This window comes from Sphingomonas quercus, from assembly GCF_018863195.1.
Lineage (GTDB): Bacteria > Pseudomonadota > Alphaproteobacteria > Sphingomonadales > Sphingomonadaceae > Solisphingomonas > Solisphingomonas quercus.
The window spans coordinates 367,388-381,842 of sequence record NZ_JAHKRT010000002.1; the positions used below are offsets into that span (position 1 = coordinate 367,388).

Here is a 14,455-nt window from a genome sequence, read left to right on the forward strand (position 1 = left end):
CTTGTCGGGAAGCCGCCACCCGCGGCGCGGCGCTTTCCCGACAAGCCCGGGGCGAGCGGCGGGAGGCGGCGCTACCGCTCCCGCCCCGCCTCCATGCGCGCGGCGTCGATCGGGCTCAGCAGATAGTCGAGGATGGTGCGCTTGCCGGTCTTGATGTCGACGGCGGCGGCCATGCCCGGGATCAGCGGCACGACGCGGTCGCCGCGGTCGATGGTGGCGCGGTCGAGCCGGATGCGGGCGGTGTAGACCGGACCCAGCTTCTCCACGTCCTGCGCATCGGCACTGACGCTCTCGACATGGCCGGGCACGGTGCCGTGGCGGGTGAAGGGAAAGGCGTCGAGCTTCACCGAGACGGCCTGTCCGGCCCGCACGAAGCCAATGTCGCGGCTCAGCACCTGCGCCTCGACGATGACGCCACCGGCGGACGGCACGATCGACATGATCGGGCGGGTCGCCTCCGCCACGCCGCCCTCGGTGTGGAGCTGGAGGGCGGTGACCACGCCGGCGACGGGTGCCACGAGCGTCTGCAGGCCGGAGCGGTTGTCCGCCTTGACCAGCTCTTCCTTGCGCAGCTTGGCGTCGGCCTCGGCCTTGACGAGATCGGCGAGGATCGCGGCGCGCGCGGCGGCACGGGACTTGGCGACGCCGCTGCCGGCGGCGGCGAGCTGCGCCTGGGCGCGGACCGCCGTCTTCATTGCGATGTCGCGATCGCGGGCGGACGCCATGCGCTGGCGACGCATCTCGATCACCTTGAGCTTGGAGACATAACCCTTGGTGAGCAGGGTCTCGTTTGCGGCGATCTGCTCATCGAGCAGCGGCAGCGTCTCGTCGAGCTTCTCGGCCTGCTGGCGCGCCTCGCTGACCGCGGCGGCGGCGGCGCGGGCGTCGCTCGCCTGCATCGCGGCATCGGCGGTGATCTGGGCATATTGCGCCCGGGCGAGCTGCGCCTGGGTGGCGGCGACGGCGGCCTCGACGCCGGCCGGCGCGCGGAAGACGACGCCGTGGCCGTCCAGCCCGGACAATATCGCGCGGGCCCGGGCGGCATCCAGCTCGGCCTCCTCCATCGCCTTGCGCGCCTGGGCGGCATCGGCGGTGGATTCGGTCGCATCGAGCATCACCAGCGGCTGGCCCTTGGCCACCGTCTGCCCTTCGTGGACGAGGATGCGGCGGACGACGCCCTGGAAGGCGGGCTGGACCAGCTTCACATTGTCCGACGGGATGACCTTGCCGCGGGCGGTGGCGACGATGTCGATGCGGCCCAGCGCCATCCAGGCGACGAGGAACACCAGCCCGGCGAGCAGCACGCGCGCGGTGAGCCGGATCATCGGCGACACCGGCCGCTCGATCAGCTCGAGCGCGGCGGGGAGAAACGCCGTCTCCTCGACGCGGATCGCCTTGCGGGCCATCTCGCGCTCGTGGCGGAGCGCCGAGCGGGCGATATTCACATGTTCAACGAGCGCGTTCATGCGGCGAGTCCCTTGGTGCCCATCTGGCGGTGATGCAGCGCGGCATAGCGGCCGCCGGCGGCGAGCAGTTCATGGTGGCTGCCGCTCTCGATGACGCGGCCGGCCTCCAGCGCGACGATCCGGTCGCAGCTGCGGATCGCCGACAGGCGATGGGCGATGATGATGACGGTGCGGCCCTTGGCGATCGCGGCAAGGTTGCGCTGGACGATCTCCTCGCTTTCCGCGTCGAGCGCGGAGGTCGCCTCGTCGAAGATCAGGATGCGCGGATTGGTGACCAGCGCGCGGGCAATGGCGATGCGCTGGCGCTGGCCGCCGGACAGGTTCGCGCCGCGCTCCACCACCGGCGTGTCATAGCCCTGGGGCAGGCGCAGGATGAACTCGTGTGCGCCGGCGAGCTTGGCCGCCTGGATCACCCGCTCGACCGGCATCGCCGGATTGGCGAGCGCGATATTCTCGCGGATCGTGCGATTGAACAGCAGGTTCTCCTGCAGCACCACGCCGATCTGGCGGCGCAGCCAGGCGGGATCGGCCTGCGCCACGTCGACATCGTCGATCAGCACCCGGCCGGAGGCCGGCATGTAGAGCCGCTGGAGGAGCTTGGCGAGCGTCGACTTGCCTGAGCCCGATGAGCCGACGATGCCGATCGAGCTGCCCGACGGGATGTCCAGCGAGATGCCGTCGAGCGTCGCCGGGCCTTCCGCCGCATAGCGGAAGCGGACGTCCTCGAAGCGGACATGGCCCTTGATCGCGGGCAGCGCCACGCCGCTCGCCCCGGTCGGCTCGGGCGCGGTGTTGAGCACGTCGCCGAGCCGCTCGACCGAAACGCGGACCTGCTGGAAATCCTGCCAGAGCTGCGCCATGCGCACCACCGGGCCGGAAACGCGCTGGGCGAACATGTTGAACGCGACCAGCCCGCCGATGGTCAGCGCACCGCCGATCACCTCGCGCGCCCCGAAATAGAGGATCGCCGCCAGGGTCAGCTTGGAGATGAGCTGGATCGCCTGGCTGCCGCTGTTGTTGAGGTTGATGACGCGCTGCGAGGCGGCGGAATAGCCGGCGAGCTGGCGTTCCCAGCGCTCCTGCCATTGCGGCTCGACGGCGGCGGCCTTGACGGTGTGGATGCCGGTGACGCTCTCGGTGAGCAGCGCCTGCGAGGCCGAGCCCCGCTCGAACTTCTCATTCAGCCGCTCGCGCAGCGGGCCGGTGACGAGCTGGCTGACCACGACATAGGCGACGAGGCTGATGGCGACGACGCCGAGCAGCTTCAGCGAATAGACCGCCATCGCCACCAGGAAGACCATCGCGAACAGCGGATCGACCAGCACGGTCAGCGACGCGTTGGTAAGGAACTCGCGAATCGTTTCCAGCTGGCGGACGCGGGTGACGGTGTCGCCGACGCGGCGGGCCTCGAAATAGCCGAGCGGGAGGGACAGCAGGTGCCGGAACAGGCGGGCGCCGAGCTCGACGTCGATCTTCTGGCTGGTCTCGGAATAAAGGCGCGTGCGCATCCAGCCGAACGCCGTCTCCCACACCGACACGCCGACCAGCGCGATCATCAGCACCGACAATGTCGACAGGCTGTCGTGGACGAGCACCTTGTCGATCACGGTCTGGAATAGCAGCGGGCCGCCGAGGCCAAGCAGGTTGATGGCCAGCGTCAGCAGCAGCACCTCGCCGATCAGCCGGCGATAGCGCACGATCTGCGGGATGAACCAGCGCATGTCGAATCGGCGCGCCGGGCCAGCACTGGATTCGCGGGTGGTGAGCAGGATCAACTCGCCCGACCACAGCGCGTCCATCTCGTCGCGATCAATCTTGCGGGGCTGCTGGCCGGGGGACTGGATGAGCACGCCATCGTCGAGCAGCCGGCCGATCACGAACCAGCCCTGCGGGCCGTTGGCGAGCGCCGGCAGCGGCTGGCGGCTGAGCTTGCCCTGCTGGCCGGTGACGCGCTTGGCCTTGACGCCCTCGATGGTCAGCGCCAGCCGCAGCAGATCTTGCGCGCTGGCCCGATCGGCATGGCCAAGGCTGTGCCGGAGCTGGCGCGGATCGACCGCGATGCGGTGGATCGCCAGCAGCCGGGCGAACGCTTCCAGCGCGCTGTCGTCCAGCGGCTCGGCGTCCGCGAAAGCATGGGGATGGGCGGCGCTCATCGAGCACCTCCCGCGGGGGTAAGCATCAACATGCCGGTTGTCTCCCGCCAGCGACAGCCTCAGTCGCCGGGCTTCACGGCTTGTTTCGCGCATAAGATCAAAGTTTTGGTTAACGCGAACATTAGCGAAGTTTTTTTCGGGCCATCCCCGCAGGGTATCGCGGACGATTATCGTCAACATCGCGATAAAGCCGTCGAATCGAGCGACCGGACATCATTTCAGGGGTGATCCGATCCAACCCGGGACAAGTCGCCGGACCGGGGCGATTTCGTCGCCGCGAAGGGTGGTTCAGCCGTTCGAACGGGGCTTGGTCGCGAGGTAAATCCGGGTTCGTCGCCAAGTCGCTGAGCGCTTGGCCGCGCGCTCTATTCAGCGCGAATGCTTTGCCAACATTTCCTAAGTCGGATGCTGAAATCGTGGTTAACCAACCTCTTCAGCTTCCCCGCTACCCGATCGGGCACATCCGTTTCGGCATCACAACCAGATGTCGGAGCTTTGGTGATGGGCGCGCGCCGTGTCGGACTTTCCGCGATGATGCGTCGGATCGGGCTGGCGATCGGGCTGGCGCTGCTCAGCCCGTCCCTGCTGGCGACCACCGGCAGCCAGTCCGGCAATTTCGAGATGCGCGTGCTCGCCGCGCATAACCGGGAGCGCGCCGGCATGGGCATCGCGCCGATGCGCTGGAACGAGGCGCTGGCCAGGGACGCCGCCATATGGGGCGAGCACCTCGCCCGCGTCGGCTATCTCGTCCATTCGTCCACCGACCCGCGCGATCCCGATCCGCAGGGCGAGAATCTGTGGGCGGGCACACGCGGCTATTACAGCCTCGAATCGATGGTCGGCCTGTGGGTCGCGGAGAAGAAGAATTTCCGCCCCGGCCTGTTTCCGGCCAACAGCCGCACCGGCGATCTCGAGGATGTCGGCCATTACACCCAGGTGGTGTGGCGCTCGTCCGGCGAGGTTGGCTGCGCCCTGGTGCGCGGCCGGCACGACGACTTCTTCGTCTGCCGCTACGCGGAGGGCGGCAACGTCATCGGCGAATGGCCGTTCTGATCGTGCGGGACCCGGCCGGGGCCGCAACACCTTCGGCATTTCTGCCGTATCACCGATAGAACCGCTTCGGATCGATTCGCCGCGGGCGCTGCGCGCCGTCGCCGGTTCGCGGCGCACTGCAGCGCGGCGGGATTTTCGCTAACCATCTTTATATCTGTCAAAAATTCCCCGGTCGGGCTATCGGGGGGCAGGCATGTTGCAATCCGGTCCCGGACTCCAGGAAAGCGGCGAACCGAGTCAAAATTCGCTGCTTCCCGACATTTCGTCATGCTAACGGGCGGGTGTTCGGGGATCGGGGGGCCGGGTAGCGGCAAGCCGGTATGATCGCGGTAACTGCGTCTTCAGTTTTGGCGGTCATAGTGACGGTTTAGGCGATTGGTCAGCCTGGGGTTTCGGGGAAATCTGGTAAGATGATCAAGACTATTGCCGCATCGCAAGGGGCGAAGCTGGTTGCGGCCTGCGTCTGCCCCGTGGCGGGAAGCGTTGCCGTCACGATGGCCGTGCCGCAGGTCCGCGAGGCCGTGCACCGGGCGACGACGCCGCGCGCTTATGCGCTGCCCAAGACCCGCGTCCGCCAGCCGGACGCGCCCTCCGCCGCTCCGGTGCAGACGGCCATGGCCGCGCCGCCATGCGAGCCGGTGCTGACCGCGGCCGCGCTCAACAATCCGGCGACCCCGCTCGCCTTCGAGACGCCGAGCCTCGGCCGGATGAGCGATCTGCCGCAGCTGGCCAGTCGCGCGCCGCTTCCGGTCGGCGGCGGCAGCGGTGTGCCGTTCCTCGTCACGCCCCCCGGCGGCCCGGTGTTTCCCGGCGTTCCCGAGCCCACCGCGTGGGTGCAGATGCTGGTCGGCTTCGGGCTGATCGGCGGCGCGGCGCGTTATGCGCTTCGTCAGCCCGCGCTGAAGGCGGCCCCGCCGGAGGCGTGATCCGCCCTGCGGCGGGTTTCGCCGCAGCGCAATGGACCTTGCCGTCGCCCGCGCCTAGAGACGGGCCGTTCACAGGCGTGGGGTGAATTGCGATGTGCGGAATCATTGGGATTGTCGGTGACGATGATGTGACGCCCCGTCTTCTCGACGGGCTGCGGCGGCTGGAATATCGTGGCTATGATTCCGCCGGCATCGCCACCGATCATGACGGCGTGATCGATCGTCGGCGCGCCGCCGGCAAGCTCGACAATCTCGCCCGCGTGCTGGCCGCCGAGCCGTTGCCCGGCAAGACCGGCATCGCCCATACCCGCTGGGCGACCCATGGCGCGCCGACCGAGGACAATGCCCACCCTCACGCCACCGGCGAGGTGGCTGTCGTCCACAATGGCATCATCGAGAATTTCAAGCCGCTGCGCGACGAACTGATCGCCCGCGGTCGGCTGTTCACCAGCCAGACCGACACCGAGGTGGTCGCCCATCTCATCTCCGAGCAGGTCGAGGCGGGGGTCGACCCGGTGGAGGCGGTTCGCCTCACCCTCAAGCGGCTGCACGGCGCCTTCGCGCTTGCCATCCTGTTCCGCTCGCGGCCCGATCTGCTGATCGGCGCGCGGCTCGGCTCGCCGCTGGTCGTGGGGCATGGCGACGGAGAGACCTATCTCGGCTCGGACGCACTCGCGCTCGCGCCGCTCACCCAGCGCATCGCCTATCTGGAGGAAGGCGACTGGGTGGTCGCCACCCGCGACGGCGTGCAGGTCTATGACCGCGACGACCAGCCTGTGGAGCGGGCCGTCACCATTTCCGGCGCGTCGGGCGCGATGATCTCCAAGGGCAATCATCGCCACTACATGCTGAAGGAGATTTACGAGCAGCCGATCGTCGTCGCCCAGACGCTGCGCTCCTATGTGCGTCGGCTGGAAGGCGAGATCGCCATGCCCGCCGCCGATTTCGACCTGACCGCCGTCAACCGGGTGACGATCGTCGCGTGCGGCACCAGCTTCTATGCCGGCATGGTCGCCAAATATTGGTTCGAGCAGTTCGCCCGCGTGCCGGTCGACATCGATGTCGCCTCCGAGTTCCGCTATCGCGAGCCGGTGCTCGAGCCGGGCGGGCTGGCGTTGTTCATCTCGCAATCCGGCGAGACGGCGGACACGCTCGCCGCTCTGCGCCATGCGCGGCAGGCCGGGCAGACCATCGCCGTGGTTGTCAACGTGCCGACCTCGACCATGGCGCGCGAGGCAGACCTGCTGCTCCCCACCCATGCCGGGCCGGAAATCGGCGTCGCCTCGACCAAGGCCTTCACCTGCCAGCTTGCCGTGCTGGCGGCGTTCGCGGCCAATCTCGCCCGCGCCAAGGGCCGGCTGTCCGACGAGGAGGAGCGGCGCATCGTCCGGCATCTGTCGGAGGCGCCGGCCGCGCTCAATGCCGCGCTTGCCTATGACGAGGCGATCGAGGCCGTGGCCGCCCAGATCGTCAATGCCCGCGACGTGCTCTATCTCGGCCGCGGGCCGGACTATCCGCTGGCGCTGGAAGGCGCGCTGAAGCTCAAGGAGATCAGCTACATCCACGCCGAGGGCTATGCCGCCGGCGAGATGAAGCACGGGCCGATCGCGCTGATCGACGAATCGGTGCCGGTGGTGGTGATCGCCCCGTCGGGGCCGCTGTTCGACAAGACGGTGTCGAACATGCAGGAGGTGCAGGCACGAGGCGGGCGGGTGATTCTGATCTCAGACTATGACGGGGTCGAGCAGGCCGGCGAGAATTGCCTGGCGACGCTGACCATGCCCAAGGTCCATCCCCTGATCGCGCCGCTGGTCTACGCGGTGCCGGTGCAGTTGCTCGCCTATCATGTCGCGGTGGCGAAGGGCACGGATGTCGACCAGCCGCGCAATCTCGCCAAATCCGTGACGGTGGAATAGAGTGTCAGGCGGAATCTGAAAGGGCTGTTAACCATAGCTTTTTCATAATCGCAAAGCGGAGCATGAGATTTATCGGCCTGCATTCCACACGGACAGGCCAAAAAAATGACTTCGATCGGCATGAATCTCAATCCAGTGAACTACTGGAGCACGCAGTTCCCTTTCATCGACCGTTTTAAGGCTGCAGGTAACTGGCAGGCACAAGGCCTGCCGGCGGGAACGTCCGCGGCTGTGAACGTAGACGCCAATGGCTGGCCGACGGGCATGCCCGCCGGCGCCAGCAACCTCTATGTGATGGTGGCGCTGGATCCGGTCGCTATGTCGATGACCGATACCTATGTGCTGACCTACAAAGGCGACGCGAGCTTCCGCCCGATGGGCGCACAGGTGATCAGCTCGGAGCCCGGCAAGATCGTGTTCCGATACGACAATACCAGCTCGAACATGATGCAGCTAAAGGTCAGTGGTATCAATGGTTCCAACCCGTTGAACGATGTCCACATCGTTCGCCAGGATCAGGTTGATCTCTTCAACAAGGGAGAAATCTTCAATCCCGATTTTCTAGCCAAGACGGAAAATTGGGACACGATCCGCTACATGGACTGGGGGAACACCAACAACAACACCCTTACCTCCTGGTCGCAGCGCACCACGCTGGACAGCGCGTCCTGGGCGGCGAATTCGACCAGTGCCAGTGTCCCCATCGAGGTTATGGTACGGCTCGCAAACGAGACCAAGACCAACATGTGGCTCAATATCCCGGCGCAGGCGGATGATAATCTCGTCCGCAAGACGTTGGAGTATGTTCGCGACAATCTCGATCCGACGTTGAAGGTCAATGTCGAATATTCCAACGAGGTATGGAATTTCTCGTTCCGCCAAGCGCGTTATGCCCAGGACCAAGCCGACAAGCTATGGGGAAAGGACGCCAATGGCGACGGCGTGAATGACAAGGACAGCGTCGGCCGTGGCAATTTCATCTACTATGGCTACCGTTCGGCTCAGGTCGCGAATATCGCCAACCAGGTGTTCGGCGGCGAAGCAGATCGCGTCAACACGGTCATCTCGACCCAGACCGTGAATACCGGCGGCGAGAATTTCGTCTTCCAAGGTATTGCGAAGGCTGGTCTGGGCGCACCGTCCGACCTGTTCGATTCCTACGCGATTACTAGCTATTTTGGTCTCGGCGCAGTCAGCGCCAATGATCTGGCGACCGTGCTCAAATGGGCCCGTTCTGGCCAGGCGGGGATTGACGCGGCGATTCAGGAGATCCTTGACGGAAAGCTTCTGGAAGCCAAGTCCTCGATCGCCGATAATGTCCCATTGTTCAAATACCAGTCAAACATTGCGGCGCAGAACGGCCTCGATCTCGTCTCCTACGAGGGCGGCCTCGAGCTCAACACTGCTGATTTTCCGGCCGACCAAAGGGTAGAAATTTCCGATTTCTATGCCCGCCTGAGGAGCGATCCGCGCATGGGCGGCGTGACCGACTCGTTCATCGAATCTTTCGAGAGCGCGGACGGCACCTTGCTCAACATCTTCCATGACACGGGAGGCGCATGGGCCACGACGGACACCATTTATGACACCAGTCCGACCTATGAGGCACTGGTGGCGCTTGCCAACCAAGCGCCGAGCAGCGCGAGTCTGAAGACGGCCGAGGCCTCTTACGTCATGGCGAGCGGCCTTTCCGACGTGACCTATGATGGCGCGGCGGCGGGCGTCTTCACCGCCACCGGCAATGCACTCGGCAATAAGATCACCGGCGGCGGCCGCCAGAGCCGTCTCTTCGGCGCCGCAGGCAACGACATTCTGATCGGCGGAAATGGCAGCGACTCGCTAAACGGCGGCACCGGCATCGACACGATGATGGGCGGCCTCGGCAACGACATCTATGTCGTCGACAGCGCGAAGGACATGGTCCTCGAGTTGCTGATGGCGGGGACGGACGAAGTGCAGACCTCGCTGGGCAGTTACACGCTGGACGACAATGTCGAGAATCTGACCTTCACCACCATGGGACTTGCCGCCAACGGCAGGGGCAATGCCCTGAACAATGTCATCCGCGGCAACAGCGCTAATGACACGCTCGCGGGTGGTGGCGGCGTGGACACGCTGATCGGCGGTCTGGGCAATGACACCTATATCGTCGAAGACGCTGGTGATGTGGTGGTCGAGGCAGCCAACGCGGGCATCGATACCGTGCGCACGACGCTCGCCAGCTACCGGCTTGGTACGGAAATCGAGGCGCTGACCTTCGCTGGCCAGGGCAATTTTTCGGGCACCGGCAATGACGCAGCGAACACGATCACTGGTGGCGCCGGTGATGACACGCTCGACGGCGGCCTGGGCGCCGACCGGCTGATCGGCGGCTTCGGCAACGACACCTACTTTGTCGACAATGGCGGCGACGCTGTGATCGAAGCGCTCAATGGCGGGTTCGATATCGTCGTAACTACCTTGGCAAAGTACACGCTCGCTAATGAGGTTGAGAACCTTACGTTTCGCGGTGCCGAGGGCAAACTGGGCGTCGGTAACGCGCTGGCCAACGTCATCACCGGCGGCTCCGCCGCCAACTCCTTGTCCGGCAAGGACGGCAACGACACGCTGATCGGCGGGGCCGGGGCCGACACGTTGAGCGGCGATGCCGGCGCCGACGTGATGATCGGCGGCAATGGCGATGACAGCTATTATGTCGCCGATGCGGATGATCGGATTATCGAGGCGACGGACGGCGGTACGGACATCGTCTATACCAGTGTCGCCTATACGCTTGGCGGGACGGTGGAGAATCTCACCATCACCAATGCGGCCGGGACAAAGGGCACCGGCAACGCGCTCGACAACCGGATGACCGGTGCCGGCGGCGGCGATCAGCTGTTTGGCCTTGACGGCAAGGACACGATCTACGGCCGTGCCGGCGCGGACACGTTGGACGGCGGCAACGGGGACGATCTGCTTTCGGGTGATGACGGCGATGACCTGCTCATCGGGGGTGCCGGCGCGGATATGCTGATCGGCAGCACCGGCAACGACACGCTCATGGGCGGCGCCGGCGCTGACCGGCTGCAGGGTGATGCCGGCGCCGATCGCTATGTCTTCGCGCCGGGCGACCTCGGCTCGGCGCGAGCCAACACCGACACCATCTTCGCCTTCAGCAGCGCCGAGGGCGACAAGATCGACCTCTCCGCCTTCGACGCGCTCCTGCCCAAGAATGTGGCGCAGAAGTTCATCGGCGGCGGCGCCTTCACCCGCAAGGCGGGCGAGATCCGTGTGTCGAGCTATGCCGGCTATCTGGACGTCACCGGCGATCTCAACGGCGATGGCGTGGCCGACTACAGCCTCACCGTGAACAGCAAGACCGGCACCCTGGCGGCGACCGACTTCATCCTCTGATCGGCCGTCATCGGGGCAAAGGGGGAGGCCGGCCGACGCCGGGCTCCCCCTTTCGCTTATCGGCTCAATGGCCGGCGGAGAGCACGGGTTCGATGCCGGACAGGCGGAGCTGTTCGTCGATCTGGGCGCGCAGGCGCTCCAGCCCCGCCTCGTCGCGGGCCTCGGCACGGGCGACGAGCACGTCCTGAGTGTTCGACGCACGCAGCAGCCACCAGCCGTCCGCGGTGTTGACGCGCGCGCCGTCGGTGCGGTTGACCTCGGCGCCGCTCGCCTCCAGCCGGTCCAGCACTTCCTGCACCACGGGAAATTTGCGCTCCTCCGACACCTGGAAACGCATTTCCGGCGTGTTGATCATCACCGGCATCGCGTCCTTGATCGCGGTCAGCGAGCCGCCCAGCGCGCGCACCGCGCCGATCAGCCGCACCGCGGCATATTGCGCGTCGTCGAAGCCATACCATTCGTGCGCGAAGAAGATGTGGCCGCTCATCTCGCCGGCGAGCGGCGCACCGGTCTCCTTCATCTTGGTCTTGATCAGGCTGTGGCCGGTCTTCCACATCAGGGGCTGGCCGCCCAGCTCGGCGATGCGATCGTAAAGGGCCTGGCTGGCCTTGACGTCGCCGATGATCGTCGCGCCCGGCACCGCGCGCAGCACCGGCTCGGCGAGGACGGCGAGCAGCTGGTCGCCCCACACCACCCGGCCCTGGCCGTCGATCGCCCCCAGCCGATCGCCGTCGCCGTCGAAGGCGAGGCCGAAATCCAGCCCCTTCTCGGCGACCAGCGCCTTGAGGTCGGCGAGGTTCTTCTCCTCGGTGGGATCGGGATGGTGATTGGGGAAACTGCCGTCAATCTCGGTGAACAGGGTGAAATGCTGGCCCGGCAGGCGGCGCACCAGTTTCTCGATGACGCGGCCGGCGGCGCCATTGCCGGCATCCCAGCCGATGCGGAACTCGCCGCCCGAATAGCCGGCGAACAGGCGGTCGACGTAGAGATCCTCGACATCGGCATTGGTGACCTGGCCCTCGCCGTCGTCCCAATCGCCCTTCGCGGCCATGCGGCCGATCGTCTGGATGTCCTCGCCGAAGAAGGGCTTGTGCTGCAGCACCATCTTGAAGCCGTTATAATCGGCCGGATTATGGCTGCCGGTGATCTGGATGCCGCCATCGACCTCCAGCGTCGCCTCGGCGAAATAGAGCATCGGCGTCGGCCCCAGGCCGATCCGCACCACGTCAACGCCGGACTGGGTCAGCCCCTCGATCAGCGCCGCCTCGAGCACCGGCGAGGACACGCGCCCATCATAGCCGACCGCCACCCGGCGGCCGCCAGCGCGACGCACCAGCGTCGCGAAGCCGCGTCCGATCGCATGCGCGTCCGCCGGACCCAGCGTTTTGCCGACCACGCCACGGATGTCATATTCGCGGAGCGAAGTGGGGTCGAAGCTATGGGGCACAGGGCGCGTCTCCTCTTTTGCGTCGCAACATGGCGCACGGATCTGGTGACAGGTTCAAGACCGGCGGGAAAGCTCGGCCAGAAGGGTATCGCGCGCAACGTTGACGCGGCGCGCCAGTTCCTCGGACCCGCCGACATCGGGATGGACCCGCGCGATCAGCCGACGATGCGCGTCGTTGATGGCGCGAGCATCGGCACTGGCGGAGAGATCGAGCAGCCGCCGCGCATCGGCCGCGGACATGTGGTTGCGCTCGCGATCGGTCCATAGCTTCCAGAGCATATAGCCGAGCAGGCCGGCAAGGATGAGCTGGGCCATGCGAGCGGCGTCCGCGGATCAGCTTGCCATCGCCAGCGGCATGTCGGGAAGGCCGAGGGCGGCCACCATCTCACGCAATTCCTGCCGCGCCGCGACATGCGACAGGCCGGCCTCCGCGATCTGGCCGAGATCGAGCAAGGTCAGGCCCTTGGGAAACAGCTCTCGATAGATGACGCGCTCGCCGAGGCCGGGGATGACACGATAGCCGACGCGCTTGGCGAGCTCGTCGATCGCAGAGCCGACGCGGCGCATGTTGCGCGCCTCGAGATGCTGGAGACGATTGCGCAGCACCACCCAGTCGACCGTGCCGCCATCGGCCTTGGCGCGCGCCTTGCGCGCATCCCACACCAGCTCGGCATAGAAAGACGGCCGCTTGACCTTGAAGGTATCCGGATCGACCTGGCCGATCAGGTCGAGATCGACGAAGCTGTCGTTGATCGGGGTGACCAGCGTGTCGGCGCGCGATGCGGCGCGCAGCGCGTGCGGATCGTCGCGGCCGGGCGTGTCGACGACGACGATGTCGGCCTGCGTGGCAAGCGCGTCGAGCCGCTCGTCGATGGGCGCACTCTTCGCCGGATCGAACACCTCGAAAATCGGCATCGCCAGCGCGGCGCCGGTGCGCTTGATCGTCGCGGCGCGATTCTCGAGATAGCGGGCCAGTGTCTTCTGGCGCGTATCGAGGTCGATCGCGGCGACGCGCCGGCCCTGGGCGGCGAGGGCGACCGCGACGTGCACGGCGGTGGTGGATTTGCCCGTGCCGCCCTTCTCATTGGCGAACACGATGAAATGCGTCGACGCTAAAGTCATGTATTCGCCCGTTCGAACCCCTTGATTCCGGCAGGCTACACGCCCAAGGAACCGGCCCCTGCCCATATCCGAGGGTTGCTCAGCGTGCAATTGATCCGTCGTGTCGATGCCCTTCGCGAGGCAGTAGGAGCGCTGCGCGCCTCCGGCGGCCGGGTGGCGCTGGTGCCGACCATGGGGGCGCTGCATGCCGGCCACATGAACCTCGTCGCCGAGGCCCGCCGCCGCGCCGAGCATGTCGTGGTGTCGATCTTCGTCAACCCGCGCCAGTTCGCGCCCGAGGAGGATCTGGCCCGCTATCCGCGCCGCGAATCGGCCGACGCCCGGCTGCTCGAGGAAGGTGGCGCCGCGATCCTCTGGGCGCCCGAGGTTGACGAGATGTATCCGGAGGGCTTCGCCACCTCGATCACGCTCGCGGGCCCGGCCCTGCCACTGGAAGGGGCGGTGAGGCCCGGCCATTTCGATGGTGTCGCCACCGTCGTCGCCAAGCTGTTCAACCAGGTCCGCCCCGATATCGCCCTGTTCGGCGAGAAGGACTGGCAGCAGCTCGCCGTGGTCACGCGGATGGTCGCCGACCTCGATTTCGGGATCGAGATCGTCGGCGTGCCGATCGCGCGTGAGGATGACGGCCTCGCCCTGTCCTCACGCAACGCCTATCTCGACGATGTCGAGCGGCAGGCGGCGCGCGCGCTGCCCCGCGCGCTCGGCGAGGCGGCAAGCGCCATCAAGGGCGGCATGCCCGTCGCCGCCGCCCTTGCCCAAGCGACCAAGCGGCTGCACGACGCCGGCTTCGACCCGGTCGACTATGTCACGCTGACCGACGGGGTGACGCTGGCGCCGCTCGACCAGGGGGCCCCGGGCGACCGGCTGCTCGCCGCCGCCCGGCTCGGGCGCACGCGGCTGATTGATAACGTCCCCGTATCGGATTGAGTTTGTTAACCATCTGCCTTCATGACTGATTCTCATCAGCGAATCGGGC

Annotated in this window: 10 protein-coding genes; 5 read left to right on the forward strand and 5 right to left on the reverse strand. The window is 66.5% G+C overall.

What is annotated here, in order from left to right:
* Positions 1-71: 71 nt before the first annotated feature.
* Complete coding sequence (locus tag KOF26_RS04900; protein WP_216321022.1) at positions 72-1,466, reverse strand: HlyD family type I secretion periplasmic adaptor subunit; 1,395 nt, start codon at positions 1,464-1,466, stop codon at positions 72-74.
* A complete protein-coding gene (locus tag KOF26_RS04905; RefSeq protein WP_216321025.1) occupies positions 1,463-3,619 on the reverse strand; it encodes a type I secretion system permease/ATPase in 2,157 nt (718 codons plus the stop codon). Before KOF26_RS04905 ends, KOF26_RS04900 begins: the two co-directional genes overlap by 4 nt.
* Positions 3,620-4,120: 501 nt before the next feature.
* Between KOF26_RS04905 and KOF26_RS04910 the strand changes: the two genes are divergently transcribed.
* The 4 genes from KOF26_RS04910 to KOF26_RS17285 all read left to right on the forward strand — a co-directional run bounded on the left by KOF26_RS04910 (position 4,121) and on the right by KOF26_RS17285 (position 10,910).
* A complete protein-coding gene (locus tag KOF26_RS04910; RefSeq protein WP_253201100.1) occupies positions 4,121-4,672 on the forward strand; it encodes a CAP domain-containing protein in 552 nt (183 codons plus the stop codon).
* 410 nt (positions 4,673-5,082) lie between these two features.
* Positions 5,083-5,598 carry a PEPxxWA-CTERM sorting domain-containing protein gene (locus KOF26_RS04915; RefSeq protein WP_216321028.1) on the forward strand — a complete coding sequence of 172 codons (516 nt, stop codon included), beginning with the start codon at positions 5,083-5,085 and terminating at the stop codon, positions 5,596-5,598.
* Between the two features lie 92 nt (positions 5,599-5,690).
* Positions 5,691-7,514, forward strand: coding sequence for a glutamine--fructose-6-phosphate transaminase (isomerizing) (gene glmS, locus KOF26_RS04920; RefSeq protein ID WP_216321031.1), 1,824 nt, complete (start codon positions 5,691-5,693; stop codon positions 7,512-7,514).
* Positions 7,515-7,619: 105 nt separating this feature from the next.
* A complete protein-coding gene (locus tag KOF26_RS17285; RefSeq protein WP_301183110.1) occupies positions 7,620-10,910 on the forward strand; it encodes a calcium-binding protein in 3,291 nt (1,096 codons plus the stop codon).
* A gap of 64 nt (positions 10,911-10,974) precedes the next feature.
* On the opposite strand, the gene pgmG is transcribed toward KOF26_RS17285, so the two are convergent.
* From pgmG to KOF26_RS04940, 3 genes are read right to left on the reverse strand one after another with little or no spacing between them, the layout of a single operon-like run.
* Complete coding sequence (pgmG, locus tag KOF26_RS04930; protein ID WP_216321034.1) at positions 10,975-12,357, reverse strand: phosphoglucomutase/phosphomannomutase PgmG; 1,383 nt, start codon at positions 12,355-12,357, stop codon at positions 10,975-10,977.
* 54 nt (positions 12,358-12,411) lie between these two features.
* On the reverse strand, positions 12,412-12,672 hold the full coding sequence (locus KOF26_RS04935) for a J domain-containing protein (protein WP_216321037.1): 261 nt from the start codon (positions 12,670-12,672) through the stop codon (positions 12,412-12,414).
* An 18-nt stretch (positions 12,673-12,690) separates the two neighbouring features.
* Positions 12,691-13,479: a division plane positioning ATPase MipZ gene (locus KOF26_RS04940; RefSeq protein ID WP_216321039.1), complete on the reverse strand. Its 789-nt coding sequence runs from the start codon at positions 13,477-13,479 to the stop codon at positions 12,691-12,693.
* 84 nt (positions 13,480-13,563) lie between these two features.
* On the opposite strand from KOF26_RS04940, the gene panC reads away from it, so the two are divergent.
* Positions 13,564-14,406: a pantoate--beta-alanine ligase gene (gene panC / locus KOF26_RS04945; RefSeq protein WP_216321042.1), complete on the forward strand. Its 843-nt coding sequence runs from the start codon at positions 13,564-13,566 to the stop codon at positions 14,404-14,406.
* Positions 14,407-14,455 lie beyond the last annotated feature (49 nt).